Here is an 18296-nt window from a genome sequence, read left to right as displayed (position 1 = left end):
ATTTCCGTTTGAGTAGCCATTCAACGATAGTAATACAAAGTTCGAATAGTTATTGAATATACGTATTTATGAAATCAACTTAACTCTTAAAAGAAACTTTTGTATCAAAAGTTTCTTTTTTTTACTTTTAGATGAGAATTCTGAATTTGGTTAATGCTAATTTAAAACAGTAAATAAACCATGCTCAACTTTTTCTGGACAGACACAAAACCGACTTTTCCTTCATAAAGATGTTATATAGGCAATAGCCCAGCCAGTAACTGAAGGAGGTGCTTGTGTTTGTCTGGAATATTAAGTGTTCTTGCATTACTGATTAAAGAAGCGATCTTTTTTGTCTCCTACGTAAAAAACCACGCGTTCCCACAACCTTTACCACCGGAAGATGAAGCCAAGTATATTCAGGCAATGCAGAATGGTGACGAGACCGCACGGAATAAATTAATTGAACACAATTTACGGCTGGTTGCACACATCGTCAAGAAGTTTGAAAACACCGGTGAAGATATGGAGGACTTAATTTCGATTGGGACGATTGGGCTAATTAAAGGGATTGAGAGTTACTCGACAGACAAAGGGACGAAACTAGCCACATATGCTGCCAGGTGTATAGAAAATGAAATACTTATGCATTTGCGTGCATTAAAGAAGGTAAAGAAAGATGTCTCCCTCCACGATCCGATCGGCCAAGATAAAGAAGGAAATGAAATAAGTCTGATTGATATTTTAGAAGCTGAAAATGAGAACATTATTGAATATATTCAGTTAAACATGGAGATCGATAAGTTAAAGCATTACCTGTCTATCCTTGACAGCAGGGAAAGAGAAGTTATCATTTACCGTTATGGATTAGGAAAGCAAAAGGAAATGACCCAGCGGGAAATTGCAGAAAAACTCAATATTTCCAGAAGTTATGTATCACGTATTGAGAAAAGAGCTTTAATGAAGGTTTTTCATGAATATTATCGGAAAGAGAAAAGAGCTTAAGTAGGAACAAAAGCGTTAGCGTCCGTTCAGAGATGTACGAATTGGATTAAGCCGTAGAAGATAAGGAAAACACGGCAACCAAAATGAACCGATGTTGACTTATCGTACGATGGTGAAGGAAGATACGCTGGGCGCTGTAACTGACCGCCGCTAGATAGCCTAGTTTATTTTCCGACCAGTGCTCAAAATTTATAGTTTCCTAAGAATAAACAAAGCGCGTTGATCAAAAGATCATACGCGCTCATTTTCCTGTATTTTAATTTTCATCCTATGAGATTGATAGATTAGCCATCCTGCAACGGCTGTTGTTACAAGGGACAGTAGTGATAGTGAACTACCATCTGGGGACAGACGAATATACGTATTAATAATTGCACCCATATATAGATATGAAGCCAATATTAACAATGTTGCTGTAAAGCGTCGATAGTCCTTTAATTTTAATTCTAATTGCTCTATATTCAACTTCATAATATCACCCTCCTATAAGGAATCATAACATATGAAACTATTACTATAGGAAGGTAAATGTTGGATACTTAGATTGCTTTAATCATTTTCATTATTAGGTTTGCAGCATTCTCAGCCGCGTCATTGAGGAAAGCTTCAAATGAGATTGACGACTTTTTCCCCGCTATATCAGATAGTGCGCGGATAATGACAAAGGGTTTATCATATTGGTAGCAAACTTGTGCAACTGCCGCTGCTTCCATCTCCGCAGCAATCATCGTTGGAAATTTCTTGTGTATAAAAGCTACCCGTTCAGGATCTTCCATAAAAGAATCGCCTGTTGCGATAATACCCTCGTTAAAGTTTATATCCAGGTCTTTTATCGCTTGTGTAGTTTCTGCAATTAATTCTGTATCCGCGGCATACATTGCCGGCATATCAGGAACCTGACCATAGGCATAATCAAAAGCAGTTACATCCACATCATGATGGACAACCTGTGTGGAAATAACAATATCACCAACTTCCAGATCTTTTGAAAAACCACCAGCAGAGCCAGTATTAATAACTTTCGACGGTGCATATCTTTCATGCATAATAGTCGTTGCCATGGCAGCGTTTACTTTGCCAATACCAGATTTAAGTAATACTACATCCTGTCCAAATAATTCGCCTTGTATAAATAAACAGTTAGCGATTGTAGCTTCTTTTTTATTTGTCATCTTTTCCATTAGCAGAGCAATTTCTTCATCCATTGCCCCAATTATTCCGATTGTCATAGTAGTGCCTCCATTAAGAAATAAACCTATTCAAATCGATATTCCTGGTCATTTTCTTTCAGTTTTTCAACCTTAGTTGGTTTCCAGCCTTGATCTTCTACCCATGTCATATAAGCCCTATATACTTCTGTGTTTTCACTATTGGATACCGTTGCAAGAACCTTTTGATCACCATTTCGAGAAACCCACCACACGGTAAGCGTTTCTTCATCAAGCCCGGTAGCAACTGCGGCAGCTTTTCTCATTTCTTTTCTATCCTGTGAGCCATCACTGAAATTAATACTATGCTGGCCAGTCTGCTCCGTTCCTACAGGCTTCCAGTTACCGGTATATGCTTCAGTAACGTTATCATCCGAAGGTTCAGCTTGCTCAGTTTCTACTTCACTATTACTATTTTCCTCTTCTATGTCAGTCTCATTCGTACTATCTGTTGAATCACTGTTATTCTCTGATTCATTTTCTTCTGTAGATGATTGCTCGTCCTCTTTAGGTGTTTGCTCTTCCGGATTATCTGCAGCTTGATCTGACTCCTCCGGGGCTTCATTTGATTGGTCATCAGCAGGCTGATCAGCTTCATCGTCGCCACCAAAAATAATTACTCCAAGTAACACAATAAGAAGTATACTACCTAATACTAGAAATACTGATAATGATTTAGTGTTTTTTCTTCTCTTTTCAAATTTATCCACACGTGAATAATCGTTGAAATCAGACATTGCCTATACCCTCCCATACTATACTCTACTATAATATCATATTTTACCAGAGAAGATATATGTCATATTTAGAATAGATATTTTTGACTATATTATTATGAGAGCCTGTTTTCTAAAAGATTATTGCTTCTCGCCAAGCAATGAAACTCAAAATAGTTGATGTATACTAAGACACATCGAAAATTTTTCGTCCTGCTTTCACTCGTTCTAATGATGATTGAGTGCTCAGATTCGTTCCGAAAGAATACTTCGTTTTCCACGGGTACGCCTTAGCCTCCTTGTAACGTAAGAACGCTTCTTCCGGGGGATTCGGACGCGTACTGCTCCCATATCCTGCCTTCACTAGTAGAGGTATCTGATTAACGATACGTGGTTATAGTCCATAAGTCCGCGGAGATTCTAAGCTACGGAAAAATGCGGGACTCCTATGGGTCATCGGCCAGGAACGGTCACGTCCTATGACAACGCCGATACTAGAACGTCTTATTCATCGAAGGAAAAAGTCTGAAGACCCGAGATTAGTACGAAAACAGCACTTTGAAAAGGACTTATCTGCTAAGATGAATAGCCATTAAAAAAAAGCGGAATGAATAGTCATCCGCTTTTTTTCGCTATTAATCAATTTTTACGATTTGTACCTGAATATCTCCACCAGGTGTGGCAACCGATACTTCAGTACCGATTTCATGGCCAAGTAAACTCTTAGCCATCGGGGAGTCATTCGAAATCTTTCCTTCGAATGGATCAGCTTCAGCACTTCCTACTATGGTATAAGACTCTTCTTCCCCGTCAGGAAACTCTTTGAACGTCACAGTCTTTCCTAACGAAACTATGTCTGGGTTATCATTATCATTTTCGATTATTACTGCATTGCGAATCATTGTTTCTACATGACTAATACGTGATTCAACAAATGCTTGATCATCTTTAGCTGCATCATACTCAGAGTTCTCGGATAAGTCACCAAACCCGCGTGCTTCTTTTATTCGTTCAACTACCTCTTGTCTTCTTTCAGTTTTCAAGTAATGCAGTTCATTTTCTAATTTCTCTTTCCCCTCTTGGGTCATATAAAAGCTTTTCTCTACTGCCATTATAAATACACTCCTTTTATCTAACAATCAAAATAAAATCCCAATCATTATAATAATACTGCATATATGTCTTCAATATTCTGCAAAAGTTATACTAAACACTACTATGGCAGATTTAATTTAAATTTTCAATACTTTTTCAGTATTTATTCTGTTGATTTTTAGATAATATTTTTTCAATTTTAGTAGCCATAATATCAATAGCCACATGATTTTGACCGCCTTCTGGAATTATGATATCTGCATACCTTTTAGTCGGTTCCACAAATTGCAGATGCATCGGTCGGACATTATTTGTATATTGATCAATTACAGAATCCAATGTTCTTCCGCGCTCCTTAATATCTCTTAACATCCTCCGGATAATTCTTACATCTGAGTCTGTATCTACAAAGACCTTTATATCCATTAAATCGACTAGTCGAGGATCTTCGAGAATTAGGATCCCCTCCAGAATAATAACCTCTTTAGGCTCAACTGGAATCACATCGTTTGAACGTGTATGAACCTTGTAATCGTAAACTGGTTTCTCAATTGTGTTACCATTCATAAGATCATGCAGATGTTCTATCAATAAATCATTATCAAAAGCTAATGGATGATCATAATTTGTGTTCAACCTTTCTTCAAACGGTAAATGGGTCTGATCTTTATAATAATAATCTTGTTCTATGACAAGAATAGTTTTGTCTTGGAAACGTTGGCAGATTGAACGGGTTACTGTCGTTTTGCCGCTCCCGCTTCCTCCAGCAACTCCTATGACAACAGGTTTTTCAGGCATGAAAATAGGTTCCCCCTTCTTCTACTTTTTATTACTTATAGCTACTCCATCTCCAATTGGAACAATTGTTGTTACATAATCGGGATGTTTAATTAGCCATTCGTTGTACTCTCTTATCTTCCTAGCTAATTTTTGAAATCTGGGATGTTGTTTCTCTGGATCAGCTACATAACCTTTGAATAAAACATTATCGGAAAGGATAAAACCATTTTCAGATAAAAGTGGACTGGATAGCTCAAAAAAACGTTTATATTGTCCTTTGGATGCATCAATAAAAACTAAATCAAATTGGTTATCTACCTTTAATCCATTGAGTATTTCTATAGCATCTCCGAAAATAATTTGTATATTATCCTGAAAACCTAATTTCCGGACGTTTTGAACTGCTTGATTATACCTTTGTTCATCCCGTTCGATAGTCACAATTGAAGCATTCGGATTTGCCTCCAACATTTTTAGTGCTGAATATCCAATAGCAGAACCTATCTCCAGTATTCTTCTAGGTTTATTTAAGCGTATCAACTGCATCACAAAATTAATACCTACTGGATCCATAATTGGTACATTTTCGTTTTTTGCAGTCTGCTCAAGTTCAGCTGCCCAGTTGTCCGCAGAAGGTAAAGATTGTGATAAATAGTTTCTTAACTTTTCGTCCATTACAATAACCTCTTTTATTTGAAAACTTGGCACTTATATTAGGAATTCTTAAGTAAGCATTTTTTGCTTTCATAGAGCCCTCACGATTTAGTGCAAGCCCTGCTGTACTTACGCCGAAAAAAAAGCATTTATAGTTTGATAACAGCCCAAAAATAGGAAATGTGAATTTTTTTCATCCACACTTCCTCCAAACCTTACTTTATATACTGTGCTTTATATTCCAGATGCTGATCATGTGTTTTTGAAAAATATACGTTACCTTCACCGTCATGCAGGAAATACTTATATTCTGATTCCGCTGGATTAAGAGTTGCCTCCAGAGAGGTCTTAGCGAAATTCGATATTGGCCCTACCGGTAAAGCGTTGATTTGATACGTATTGTATGGCGAATTAACTTCCAAGTCTTTTGATAATACTTTTTCTTTATGCTTATCAAGCGCATATAAAACAGTCGGATCTGTTTGCAGCGGCATACCCTCATCAATTCGATTATAAAACACGCTTGCGATATTCTTTCGTTGATCCACTGAGCTTGACTCCTTTTCAACTAATGATGCCATCGTTAAGGCTTCATGTACAGTAAAGTCCTGTGCAGATATTTCATCCAATAAAGGTGTAACAACTTCTTCAGTTTTATTAAGCATTTTTTCAACTACAGATTGTATACTTGGTTCTTTTTCATAAAAATTGTATGTTGCAGCAAATAGATACCCTTCTAATGGTGTTCTAATATCAGGATTCAGTATATCATTCGTTAATATATCCGGATAAGTATTGATAAGGATTTCGATATACTCAGAGTCATTTATCACATTCAGGAAATCACTTTTACTGAAAGAAAGTTTGCCAGCGTATATTCCCGCTATCTCATCAATGGTTTTTCCCTCGGGGATTGTAATTGTATATACTGGCTCTTCTAAAACTTTACCATTTTTTAACGCGGTAATTATTTCATCGATTTTCATCGATGGTGTAAGTGTGTATTCCCCCGCCTGAAAGTTAGATTCATTCTTAAATTTTATGTAAAACCTAAAAACACGGCTATCTTTTATAACCCCATTTTTCTCAAGTATACTTGCAATACTGGATGTTGAAGAACCCATTGGAATTTCAACTTTCACTTCCTTCTCACTATCGGGATTGACAGGCTGTAAGGCGGATTTAACATATGTGTATCCTGATATCCCACCTATGGCAAGTATAAGAACTAACGCGAAAATTATAATGGCGACAATTTTTCTCACGGTTCTAGCATCCTCGCTGCGCTTTATTAGGTTGTCCTTATAATTACCAGACTTTTTATTTTTAAACATTCATTTATCCCCCTCACCCGGTACATTATACTAAAAAAAATAAAATTTAGCCATAATAAAAGAAAAGCCGATATCATTATTTGACATCAGCTAAATAATCTATTATTTGTTACCTTTAACTACTTTTCATCCTCTTCTTCATTGGCTAGAGTATTCAGCATTTCCTCAACAATTTCCCATTCCTGTTCTGATTCAATCGGAAACAGGGAAAGGTCATTATCATCCTTTTCCTTTTCTTCATAACGAAATGCATAAACTTCTACTTCTTCATCATCTTTTTGCTCAACTGGTACCACGGCGATATACGATTGTTCTGTTTCATCTATATCAAAGGTAAATAAAACTTCAAATAGATGTTCCTCACCATTTTCATCTGGTATAATAATACGTTCCTTTTCCTCAAGCGCCATTACTACACTCCTTTAATTCTGTTGGTCAAGATAACCTTGTAAAATCATTACAGCTGCCATCTTGTCTATTACTTTTTTTCTTTTCTTTCTGCTGACATCAGCCTGCAGCAGGACTCGTTCTGCTGCAATAGTTGTAAGCCTTTCATCCCAAAGAATTACAGGGATATTGTATGATTCTTCAATATGTTTTGCGTATCTCTCGGATGCTTTTCCTCGTTCACCAATCGTATTATTCATATTTTTTGGCAATCCTATTACAGCTTTTTCAATTTCATGTTCCTTTAAAATTTTTTCAAGCTGTTCATCAGCAGAATGTATTTCCTGCTCATCCCACCTTATTGTGGTCAGACCTTGTGCAGTCCAGCCAAATGCGTCGCTCACAGCGATACCAATTGTTTTCGAGCCAACATCTAATCCTATTATTTTCATTTATCTATCCTTTTGTTCTTCTAGATAAAATTTCACCAATTCTTCAATTACCTCGTCACGCTCAACTTTTCGTATTAAGTTCCTTGCATCATTATACCTTGGTATATATGCAGGGTCACCAGATAATAAATAACCCACAATTTGATTGATCGGGTTATAACCTTTTTCCTTAAGTGCACCATGGACAGTAAACAGAATTTCCTTTATGTCCTGATCAAAAGGTTCCTCCGAAAAATTAAATTTCATTGTTTTATCAATAGAGCTCATAGTGACACCTCATTCCATGTTTTGCCTTATTCATATTCTAACATGTTTACTGTTATTATTATATCTTTTTTTGTCAGATAGAATACAAGCTATTTTTTAATACTTTTCTCTTCTACATATTTATTTGCAAGCTTTAATGCATCATTAATCTTATTAGGATCTTTACCGCCGGCCTGAGCCATATCCGGGCGACCGCCACCACCGCCGCCACATAGTTCAGCAGCTTCTTTAATTAAATTACCAGCATGTAAGCCATCTTCAATTAAATCTTTTGATATACCGGCAGCAAGCTGCACTTTTTGGTTATTCTCTGCTGCTAGCAGTATAACGCCTGATTCTAATTTTTGTTTCAAGTCATCAACCATGTTCCGAAGCTGATTCATGTCCTTAACATTCACCTGCTGCGCTAGAACATTAACACCCTTTACCGTTTTCACTTGTTCCATTATCGATGATGCTTCAGAATTTGAAAGTTTGGCACTCAGTGATTCATTAGCTTTCTGCAGTGACTTAATTTCCTGAAACAAACCTTGCACTTTTTCCGGAGTCTTCTCTTCATTTGTTTTTAGTAGCTGTGCTGTTGATTGTAACACGTCAAGCTTATTATTTACATACTCATACGCCTGTTTACTGGAAATCGCTTCAATTCTCCTTGTACCAGCACCTATACCTGTCTCAGATACAAGTTTAAACAGACCAATTTCAGCTGTATTTTTAACATGACAGCCACCACATAATTCAATACTATAATCCCCTATTTGAACTACACGAACAATATCCCCGTATTTTTCACCAAATAGAGCCATTGCTCCCATTTCTTTAGCATCATCTATTTTCTTATTATCAATAACTAATGGTAATGAGGCCCATATTTTTTGATTTACAATTTGTTCAATCTGCTGTAGCTCTTCCTGTTTTACGGAACCGAAATGTGAAAAGTCAAATCGCAATCGGTCTGGGGTCACCATAGAACCAGCCTGATTCACGTGGTCACCGAGCACATCTTTTAAAGCCTGGTGTAACAAGTGTGTTGCAGTATGGTTCTTGATAATAGCTGTTCGAAATCCTTTATCAACTATTGCCTTTAAACTGCTTCCAGTATACAGCTCACCATCTTTCACACGTACCCGGTGAATATGTTGACCTTTTGGATCTTTTTGAACATCTTCAACATATGCTGAAGCAGTATCCGTATAAATCCAGCCATTATCAGCAGTCTGTCCTCCACTCTCAGCATAGAATGGAGTTTCTTGTAAGAACAGCATTACTTCTTCTCCAGCCGTGGCTTTATCCACTACATCACTTCCACTTACGATTGCCGTAATTGTTGTATCTGTTTCTAAATGATTATAGCCAATAAACGTACTATCTGCTTCTATCTCACTTAATATACCATCCTGTACTTGCATAGAGTCTACCTTTTGACGTGCATTTCTAGCTCGTTCACGCTGCTTTTCCATCTCTTCTTTAAAACCTTCTTCATCAATAGTAAATCCCTGTTCTGCTACATATTCTTCAGTTAGTTCTTTAGGAAAACCGTACGTATCATATAGTTTGAACACTTCATTCCCTGGAAAAACATCGCTTCCTTTACTTTTTTCTTTTGACATAATTGATGTCAGAATATCCAAGCCATCATTTAATGTTTCATGGAAGCGTTGTTCCTCAATTTCAACAATGCTTTCAATATTCTTTTGTTGTTTGACTACCTCAGGGTAAAAGTCTTTCATAATTTCTCCAACAACAGGGACCAATTGATACATAAATGGCTTATCTATACCAATTTGCTTAGCAAAGCGCACCGCACGTCGCAACAATCTTCTTAACACATATCCTCTGCCTTCGTTTGATGGTAGCGCATTATCTCCTATTGCAAATGTTACTGTCCTGACATGATCCGCAATGACTTTGAATGCTGTATCATCTGCAGTATTCTTGCCATATACTCTTCCGGACAGTTCTTCAGTTTTCCTGATTATTGGCATGAACAAATCCGTCTCAAAGTTAGTTGGAACGTCTTGAATAACCGACACTACCCGTTCTAGTCCCATACCAGTATCAATATTTTTCTTAGGTAATGGTGAGTAAGTATCGTCAGGATTATGGTTAAATTGAGAAAATACTAAGTTCCATATCTCCAGGTAACGTTCATTTTCACCGCCAGGATAAAGTTCAGGATCATTTGGATCGCTCCCATAATGTTCACCACGGTCATAGAATATCTCAGTATTTGGTCCACTCGGTCCCTCACCGATATCCCAAAAATTCTCTTCAAGACGAATAATACGTTCTTCCGGGATTTTAACGTCATGTAGCCAAATATCATATGCCTCATCATCTTCAGGATGGACAGTTACAGCCAATCGTTCAGGATCAAAACCGATCCACTTATCACTGGTTAAAAACTCCCATCCCCATTCAATTGCTTCTTTTTTAAAATAATCACCAATTGAAAAATTGCCAAGCATTTCAAAAAACGTATGATGTCTTGCGGTAAATCCTACGTTTTCAATATCATTTGTCCGGATTGATTTTTGTGCATTAACCAGCCGCGGATTATCTGGGATAACCCGACCATCAAAATACTTTTTTAATGTTGCAACACCACTATTAATCCATAACAATGTTGGATCCTCTTTTGGTACTAAAGATTCACTTGGTTCAACACGGTGTCCTTTTTCTTTGAAAAAGTCTAGAAACATTTGTCGTACCTGTGCTGAAGTTAACTGTTTCATAATTCCGCCTCCATTATTTAAAATTATTCTATAACAATAAAAAAATCCCCTCTCTGCATGCATGCAGGGACGAGATATTCGCGGTACCACCCTAATTATGGACAATATTTTTATCCATCACTTTGTCATTATAACGGTATGCGACCGACGGTTATTAACCGTACTCCAGTTTAGCTTTCCATGTCTCTTCATTAGGATCTCTTGCAGCCCGAAGGAAATCCCTCTCTTAAATGAGCGGATCATGTACTTAGAACTTTCAACGTATTTTAATATTAATTTACTAGTTATTCGATATTATAGAAAACAAAAGCAGAAATGTCAATTATATCGACTGCTTGCAAATAAATGTGTTATGATTACATTCAATATTGTTAACACTGGTACAGCCAATATCATTCCAACTACACCACTTAATTGACCGCCCAAAAGCAATGCAAATATGATGGCAACCGGGTGAATGCTAATACTTTTCCCTACGATATATGGAGATAATAAATTACCTTCAATTAACTGGATGATGAAGATACTGAGTAATACCATTAATACCATTTCACCAGAAGTTGCAGCGGTTATTGCGACAGCAGGAATTGCACCGATAATCGGTCCGAAGTATGGAATGATATTTGTTAGTCCAATGATTATCGCTAATAACAAGGCATATTTAACATCTAAGATATAAAATGCCAGAAATGTTGTTAAGGTTACAAATAGACAAACCAGTAATTGCCCACGAATATAATTTCCCAGGCTTTTATCTATCGCATGAGTCAAATCACTGATTCGTGCTTGATAGTTCGATGGAACCCATTTTTTAAAATAGTTTTTTATTTTGACAAAATCCTTTAGAAAATAAAAAACTAATACAGGAATTACAGTGAGGAACACGATCAAATCGAATACTTTTGTAAATCCTCTTACAAGGTCGGTCAGAAGATTCTCAATAAAAGATTCTATATCGTAAATCAACTCATCCATCTTATCATGTACTGTTTCCGGCAAAAAGGAAGTGTACTCGTATAAGCTGTACACAAAATTGCGGTACATGTCAATTAAGTGCGGCAGCTGCTTATTTAAATCACTTAACTGGTGAATGACTGCGGGGTAAACCCGGTAAATTAAATAAGCAGTACCTCCAAAAAATAAGAGATAAATTATTAAAATAGCAATACTCTTAGGAATATTAAAATGATGCATTTTTTTGATGACGGGATAAATGAGATAAGCGATAAGAATAGCAATTAAAAAAGGTGAAAGCAAATACCAAAGAAAAGAAAAGAAAGCTCCAAAAATCGGGGAAAGTTTTACAAATAGAAATATAAACAGTAATACAACAATTCCGGTAATGGCCCAATACAGCACATCTAATGGTTTTTTACCTTTAAACATATCTTACACTCCCTAGCAGAAATATAGCTTTCATTTACTACTAAGGGTTACCATTGGATTTTCCGTTCATCTTCAGAAAACAGATCATCAAGTGAACTTAAAGATCCGTCTGCTTCAACCTGATGGATTGTTAACTCATTTCCAGACACTGACAGCTCGATAAAACAAGTCCAGCAATAATATTGCTGAGATCCTATTTTCCCTATATCTTTACCATTACAATTCGGGCACACGAACATAATCAAAGCTCCTTTAGTCTTTTTTCCTATGCTTGCCCGAATCTTAAAAAATATACTAATGAATTACATGAAATCATAAGGTGATATTTCCTTTTCTTCCTCATCCTCATACATATTTATTGGAATATCCTGTAGCCTATCATTCAATTGTTCTGGCAATGTGGTATAACGCCTATTTGTATCCAGTGTACTTACTCCACGTAAAAATGCATTTTGCTGACCACAAATAATTAATGACTTTTTACTCCTGGTTATGCCAGTATACAGCAGGTTTTTACGCAGCATCCTATTATACGAAGATACGACAGGCATAATCACAATTGGAAATTCGCTCCCTTGTGATTTATGAATTGAAATACAATAAGCATGCATGATATTTACATAATCTTTCCGTTCATAAACTACTTCTTTGCCTTCAAAATCAATTACTAATTGTTCTACATGATCTACATTTTCATCTTCTTCAAATATAGCTACTATTTCTCCAATGTCCCCATTAAAGACACCATCTTCTGGCTTATTGACAAGCTGAAGTACTTTATCCCCTGTTCGATACACAATATCGTTCATTTTAACTTCACGCTTTGTTGATGATTTAGGATTTACCAACGTTTGTAACTGCTGATTAATGACTGTTATTCCAGCTTGTGACCGATACATTGGTGCCAAGACTTGAATATCTCTTAACTCAACACCTTTATCTTTCGCTTTGTGAAACACCTTTGTGATGACATCAATCATCTGATGCTCCACGCAAGGGATAAAACTGAAATCCTTATCATTAGATAAGGATTCAGCTGTACACGTGTCATGTTTAATCAAATGTGCCAGTTGAATTATTTTTGAACCTTCTTTTTGCCTATACACTTCATTAAGGCTTACGACAGGAATTAATTCGCTGCCTAACAAATCAGCTAACACTTGGCCGGGCCCAACGGATGGAAGCTGATCTTCATCACCTACAAGTAACACTTGCATATCATCCGGAATTGCCTTAAACAGACTATTTGCCAGCCATATGTCAACCATAGAGAACTCGTCTATAATTAAAAACTTTCCAGATAACTGTTCATTTTCATTTTTTTCAAAACCATCTCTTCCGTCCCAGCCCAGCAATCGATGAATAGTCACTGCCGGTAGACCGGTAGATTCTGTTAAGCGCTTGGACGCTCTTCCAGTAGGCGCTGTTAAAATAAATGGAAAATCTGTCTCTGAATCATAGTCACCAGGATTAGTTGAGACATTGTGTATTGCTGCATATGATTTCAAAATCCCTTTGATCACAGTCGTTTTCCCTGTTCCGGGTCCACCCGTAACGATCATTAATTTTGACTTTAAAGCATGGTTTATCGCGTTAAATTGCTCTTTTCCATAACTTAATACCTCTGATTCTTCAATATCACCAATAATCTTCATCAGTTCAGCCATCGTTGTATCCTGTTCAATAGGTTTTTTCATCAGACGGTTGATATTAGAAGCAAACCCATCTTCAGCATAATAAAGTGAAGGCAGATACACGTTTCCATCCTTCATGATAATAGCTTTTTCCTTATTTAAATCTTCCAGACGGTTAGAAACCATGTCCACTGTCAGCGACTGTTCAGGATTTAAAAGCAGGTCCAGCACCTGTTTCACACAATTATCAATAGGTAAATACACATGCCCATCCTGAATATTCCTCTGTAAAATATAAATACACCCAGCACCAATTCTGTTTGGATGTGTTAGTGATAAGCCATTTTGCTGGGCGATTTGATCAGCTGTCCGAAAGCCAAACCCTTCAATATCAAATACATATTGATATGGATCATTTTGCAGCACATCAATTGCTTCGTCTTTATATTCCTGGTAAATCTTTTGAGCCATTTTCAATCCAATTCCATATTTGGATAAATGCACAACAATGTGTTCAAATCCCTGATTTTCCTGCAATGTTTTGCTGAGTAATTCGGATTTTTCTTTTTTTAACCCAGGGACATCATTTAACACTTCATCGTTATTTAATATTTTTGAAATTGCACTTTCACCTAGCACATCAACTACCCTTGTAGCTGTTTTTTCACCTATACCATAAAATAAATCACTGGATAAATAAGCAATCAATCCGTCTTTTGTATCCGGAATATATGTCTCAAACGATTTAACCTGATATTGCATACCGAATTTAACATGTTTTTCAAAATCACCATAAAAACGATAAATCGTCGCATCCTGCAGGTCGGAGAAATAACCTTTCACAACAATTTCCTTGTCTTTGGTATTCTCATTTGTATCATGAACTTTTATTTTAGCAATCGAGAAATGTTCATTCTTATTTTGAAAAATCATATATAAAAGTTCACCTTTTATATAGCCTTGATCTGTATTAGATTGCTCATCCAGTATCATTTAAACAACCTCACAATCTTACATATCCGTGTTATTCAGCAACTCTTCAATCTGACTTTTTCCATTTGCTGCCAGTGTGTGTTCCGGCTGTATTTCCAGCGCTTTCTCAAAATGGTCCAATGCATCTGATAGATTCTCGTCATATATTGAAATTACACCCAAATTATAATGTGCGTCACTATGTTGTTCTTCCAGTTTCAATACATTTTTAAAAACCGTTCTTGCGTCTTTAATATGGTCACTCTGTGCCAACGTCAACCCGTACTGGAATAGTACTTCCGCATCATCCGGATCAAGCTCGGTTGCCCGTAACAAATATGGTAATGCAAGCTTGAAATGCTCTTCATGATAAAAGGTCATGCCTAGCATGAAGTAAACATCTGCTTCGACCAGACCGATATCTATAGCCTTCTGAAAATTTTCCTGTGCTTTCGGATAAACCGACTCTTCATAATAAACATTACCAAGTCCATAATATGCAGTCGCCGCATGTTCATCAAGTTCTATTGCCTTCTCAAAGAAACGCTGTGCACGTTCAAGATCATTGACATGAAGGAGTAAGTTTCCGAAATTAATATAGCCGAGGGGGTTTTCCGGGTTTTCTTCGATGACTTTATTGAAGATTTCTGCAGCCTCTTCATATTTCTGTTCCTTCATTAAATTTATTGCTTCCTGATTTCTGTCCATCTTTTGTAAATCCTCCAATAATTAGAAACTTGGTTTATCTATAGTGACGAAAGCTTTACTTCGAATTATGCAGTAACTAATAAATAAAATAGAGGGGACCACTTGATGATCCCTCTCATTATCCTACGTAATCCAAGTAAGTTTCATCTTTAATAACTTCATCAATTGTGCCTCCACCTAAGCATACTTCTCCATCATAAAATACAACTGCTTGTCCAGGTGTAATGGCACGTTGTTTTTCATGGAATTCAACATGTACCTTGTTATCTTCCAGTTTATGAACTGTAACCGCACTATCCTTTTGCCGATACCGGAACTTAGCTGTACATGTAACTGATCCTTCACCAGGGACTTTGATCCAGTTTACCTCAGATGCTATCAATCCGTCTGAATAAAGTTTCTCATTATCAAAGCCTTGTTCCACATATAAAATATTTTCTTCCAGGTTTTTTCCAACGACAAACCATGGATCACCTGAACCACCTATACCTAGGCCTTGGCGCTGACCTATTGTGTAATACATAAGACCATCATGCTTTCCCTTTTCAATACCCGTTAATGTCTTCATCAGACCAGGTTGTGCAGGTAAATACTCACTTAAGAACTCTTTGAAGTTTCGTTCGCCAATGAAACAAATACCAGTACTGTCTTTCTTAGTTGCCGTAACAAGGTCATACTCCATAGCAATCTCACGTACTTCTTTTTTATTCATATGCCCTAAAGGAAACATAACTTTTGCCAGTACATCCTCTGTCAATTGATTCAGAAAGTATGTCTGGTCCTTATTATCATCAACACCACGCAACATTTCGTATTCACCATCAGTTTTTCTAACTTGTGCATAATGACCTGTTGCCAGATAGTCTGCACCCAAGGATGTAGCATGTTCAAGGAATGCTTTAAATTTTATCTCTTTATTGCACATTACGTCAGGATTCGGGGTTCTTCCTGCTTTATATTCGTCCAAGAAATAAGTAAATACTTTATCCCAATATTGCTTTTCAAAATTCACGGCAAAGTAAGGAATATCCAGTTGATTACAAACCCTTACTACATCATCATAGTCATCTGTTGCAGTACAAACACCATTTTCATCAGTATCATCCCAATTTTTCATAAAGATACCAACAACATCATAACCTTGCTCCTTCAGCAGTAATGCGGCTACGGAAGAATCAACACCTCCACTCATTCCAACAACTACTCTTATATCTTTATTGCTACTCATTACTTTCACCACCTTCTATGCTGTTAATCGTTTAACGATTTTCACTACTCTATTTGCAGCTTCCTCTATATTCTCGGTTGTATTAAAAATACCAAAACTAAAGCGTATTGAATTGGTTGTCCGTTCATCATTCTCGCCATACATTGCTGCCAGAACATGTGATGGCTCAACTGACCCGGCGGTACATGCACTTCCGCTTGAAGCAGCAATTCCATCTAAATCAAAATTAGTAAGGAGCGACTCCACATTCGTACCTGGGAAACTAATATTTACAATCGACGCAATAGATTTTTTTTCATCACCATTTATCTCAAAATTGATCCCACTATCCGATAGGTGCGAAATAAATTGATCCTTAAAACCCTGATAGGAAGTATTTCTGTCCGTTTTGTTATTGATTGCTAAGTCTACTGCTTTTTGGAAACCAACAGCACCAGCAACATTCTCTGTACCGGGCCGACGTTTTCGCTCTTGTTCGCCCCCAAACTGAAGGGCTTCTATTTTTACATTATTTGCGGCATACAAAAAGCCAATACCTTTAGGCCCATTTATTTTATGGGATGAAACTGTCAGCATATCAATACCGTATTCTTTTACATCAATATCCAATAACCCATAAGCCTGTACTGCATCCGTATGAAAATAAATCTCCTGATAATCTTTTAAAACATTACCGATTTCCTGAATAGGCTGAATCATCCCAGTTTCATTATTTACATACATAATAGAAACCAAAATTGTTTCATCAGTTAAAGCATTTTTTAAGTCATCTACTGATACTAACCCATTTTCACCGACCGGTAAATATGTCACACGAAATCCTTGGTTTTCAAGGTGTTCTGCAGTATGAAGTGTAGCATGATGTTCCTGAACAGTTGTTATGACATGTCGCCCTCTATCTTTATTAGCAAATGCAGTACCAATCAAAGCCAGGTTATCTGCTTCTGTTCCTCCACTGGTTATTATAATATCTTTTTCATTTGCATGAATACTTTTGGCCATCGTTCGTCTTGCTTGATCAAGATACTTTCTTGCTTTCCTCCCAAACGAGTGGACACTTGATGGATTACCAAAAACATCTTCAAACACAGGATTCATAGCACTGACAACTTGTTTATCCATCGGTGTTGTAGCGGCATGATCCATGTAAATACCTTCCATATTTCACAAATCCTTCCTATCTTATACTATCTGTTACGTTAGATATAAAACATATATGCATCCTGTTGATGATCATCCTGATGATGTTTTAGATCTTCTAATGTTGTTGTATCCAGTACGTCTTTGACTGCGTCTCTGATTCGAATCCACAGAGCCTGTTTTGCTGGCTCTTCATTTTCTATTCCTTCTACTGGGGATATTGGTCCCTCCAGTACACGAATAATGTCGCCAGCCTTTATTTCACTAGGCTCCTTTGCCAAAATATATCCACCATATGCTCCGCGGATACTTTTGATCAAACCAGCATTTCTCAGTGGTGATGCTAATTGCTCCAGATAATGCTCAGATAACTCTTTTTCCCGCGCAATTGCTTTTAGTGATGTGGGACCTTCCCCATGCTTACGTGCAAGCTCAATCATGATTGTCAGACCATAACGTCCTTTTGTTGAAATTTTCATTTTAACACCTCTATTTCTTTCTTAGAAAACGTGGCTTTTCGCCATGTTAATATAGATAAGCCTAAGTTGCACTTATACAGTAAGAAAGGATTTATACTTTCCAATCTGCCGAAAAAGCTATTAATTTATATTATTGA

General features: G+C 36.9%; 19 protein-coding genes and 1 other annotated feature. Of the genes, 1 reads left to right on the top strand and 18 read right to left on the bottom strand.

What is annotated here, in order from left to right:
* Positions 1–279 precede the first annotated feature (279 nt).
* Positions 280–984: an RNA polymerase sporulation sigma factor SigK gene (sigK, locus tag ACTWQM_RS08920; RefSeq protein WP_443257839.1), complete on the top strand. Its 705-nt coding sequence runs from the start codon at positions 280–282 to the stop codon at positions 982–984.
* Positions 985–1215: 231 nt separating this feature from the next.
* Here sigK and ACTWQM_RS08915 read toward each other — a convergent pair whose 3' ends face one another.
* From ACTWQM_RS08915 to cymR, 18 genes are all read right to left on the bottom strand, one after another.
* Positions 1216–1455 carry a YrhC family protein gene (locus ACTWQM_RS08915; protein ID WP_443257838.1) on the bottom strand — a complete coding sequence of 80 codons (240 nt, stop codon included), beginning with the start codon at positions 1453–1455 and terminating at the stop codon, positions 1216–1218.
* 68 nt (positions 1456–1523) lie between these two features.
* Complete coding sequence (gene mtnN / locus ACTWQM_RS08910; RefSeq protein WP_443257837.1) at positions 1524–2213, bottom strand: 5'-methylthioadenosine/S-adenosylhomocysteine nucleosidase; 690 nt, start codon at positions 2211–2213, stop codon at positions 1524–1526.
* A 26-nt stretch (positions 2214–2239) separates the two neighbouring features.
* Positions 2240–2929, bottom strand: coding sequence for a DUF1510 family protein (locus ACTWQM_RS08905; RefSeq protein WP_443257836.1), 690 nt, complete (start codon positions 2927–2929; stop codon positions 2240–2242).
* Between the two features lie 614 nt (positions 2930–3543).
* Positions 3544–4020, bottom strand: coding sequence for a transcription elongation factor GreA (gene greA, locus ACTWQM_RS08900; RefSeq protein WP_443257835.1), 477 nt, complete (start codon positions 4018–4020; stop codon positions 3544–3546).
* Positions 4021–4159: 139 nt separating this feature from the next.
* Positions 4160–4801, bottom strand: coding sequence for a uridine kinase (gene udk / locus ACTWQM_RS08895; RefSeq protein ID WP_443257834.1), 642 nt, complete (start codon positions 4799–4801; stop codon positions 4160–4162).
* Between the two features lie 21 nt (positions 4802–4822).
* Positions 4823–5458, bottom strand: a complete 636-nt coding sequence (locus ACTWQM_RS08890; RefSeq protein ID WP_443257833.1) for an O-methyltransferase — start codon at positions 5456–5458, stop codon at positions 4823–4825.
* Positions 5459–5652: 194 nt separating this feature from the next.
* Positions 5653–6771 carry an endolytic transglycosylase MltG gene (gene mltG / locus ACTWQM_RS08885; protein WP_443257832.1) on the bottom strand — a complete coding sequence of 373 codons (1119 nt, stop codon included), beginning with the start codon at positions 6769–6771 and terminating at the stop codon, positions 5653–5655.
* A 119-nt stretch (positions 6772–6890) separates the two neighbouring features.
* Positions 6891–7181 carry a DUF1292 domain-containing protein gene (locus ACTWQM_RS08880; RefSeq protein WP_443257831.1) on the bottom strand — a complete coding sequence of 97 codons (291 nt, stop codon included), beginning with the start codon at positions 7179–7181 and terminating at the stop codon, positions 6891–6893.
* Between the two features lie 12 nt (positions 7182–7193).
* Entirely contained in the window at positions 7194–7610 is a 417-nt protein-coding gene (gene ruvX / locus ACTWQM_RS08875; RefSeq protein WP_443257830.1) for a Holliday junction resolvase RuvX, read from the bottom strand.
* A complete protein-coding gene (locus ACTWQM_RS08870; RefSeq protein ID WP_375050526.1) occupies positions 7611–7877 on the bottom strand; it encodes an IreB family regulatory phosphoprotein in 267 nt (88 codons plus the stop codon).
* 89 nt (positions 7878–7966) lie between these two features.
* Positions 7967–10612, bottom strand: a complete 2646-nt coding sequence (gene alaS, locus ACTWQM_RS08865) for an alanine--tRNA ligase (protein ID WP_443257829.1) — start codon at positions 10610–10612, stop codon at positions 7967–7969.
* Positions 10613–10674: 62 nt separating this feature from the next.
* Positions 10675–10881 (bottom strand) — a binding site (T-box leader).
* 49 nt (positions 10882–10930) lie between these two features.
* The gene (locus ACTWQM_RS08860) at positions 10931–11998 is read right to left on the bottom strand and encodes an AI-2E family transporter (RefSeq protein ID WP_443257828.1); all 1068 of its coding nucleotides are present in this window, start codon (positions 11996–11998) and stop codon (positions 10931–10933) included.
* Between the two features lie 47 nt (positions 11999–12045).
* On the bottom strand, positions 12046–12237 hold the full coding sequence (locus ACTWQM_RS08855; RefSeq protein ID WP_443257827.1) for a hypothetical protein: 192 nt from the start codon (positions 12235–12237) through the stop codon (positions 12046–12048).
* Between the two features lie 63 nt (positions 12238–12300).
* Complete coding sequence (gene recD2 / locus ACTWQM_RS08850) at positions 12301–14625, bottom strand: SF1B family DNA helicase RecD2 (protein WP_443257826.1); 2325 nt, start codon at positions 14623–14625, stop codon at positions 12301–12303.
* Positions 14626–14643: 18 nt separating this feature from the next.
* Positions 14644–15312, bottom strand: a complete 669-nt coding sequence (locus tag ACTWQM_RS08845) for a tetratricopeptide repeat protein (RefSeq protein ID WP_443257825.1) — start codon at positions 15310–15312, stop codon at positions 14644–14646.
* 118 nt (positions 15313–15430) lie between these two features.
* Positions 15431–16540 (bottom strand): tRNA 2-thiouridine(34) synthase MnmA, encoded by a 1110-nt coding sequence (mnmA, locus tag ACTWQM_RS08840; RefSeq protein ID WP_443257824.1) that lies wholly within the window; start codon positions 16538–16540, stop codon positions 15431–15433.
* Between the two features lie 15 nt (positions 16541–16555).
* On the bottom strand, positions 16556–17701 hold the full coding sequence (locus ACTWQM_RS08835; protein WP_443257823.1) for a cysteine desulfurase family protein: 1146 nt from the start codon (positions 17699–17701) through the stop codon (positions 16556–16558).
* Positions 17702–17739: 38 nt separating this feature from the next.
* On the bottom strand, positions 17740–18159 hold the full coding sequence (cymR, locus tag ACTWQM_RS08830) for a cysteine metabolism transcriptional regulator CymR (protein WP_443257822.1): 420 nt from the start codon (positions 18157–18159) through the stop codon (positions 17740–17742).
* Positions 18160–18296 lie beyond the last annotated feature (137 nt).

It is taken from the genome of Virgibacillus sp. L01, from assembly GCF_052246775.1.
Lineage (GTDB): Bacteria > Bacillota > Bacilli > Bacillales > Amphibacillaceae > Lentibacillus.
Note: the sequence above shows the minus strand (reverse complement) of the source record. Positions and strands in the feature narration are given on the sequence as shown.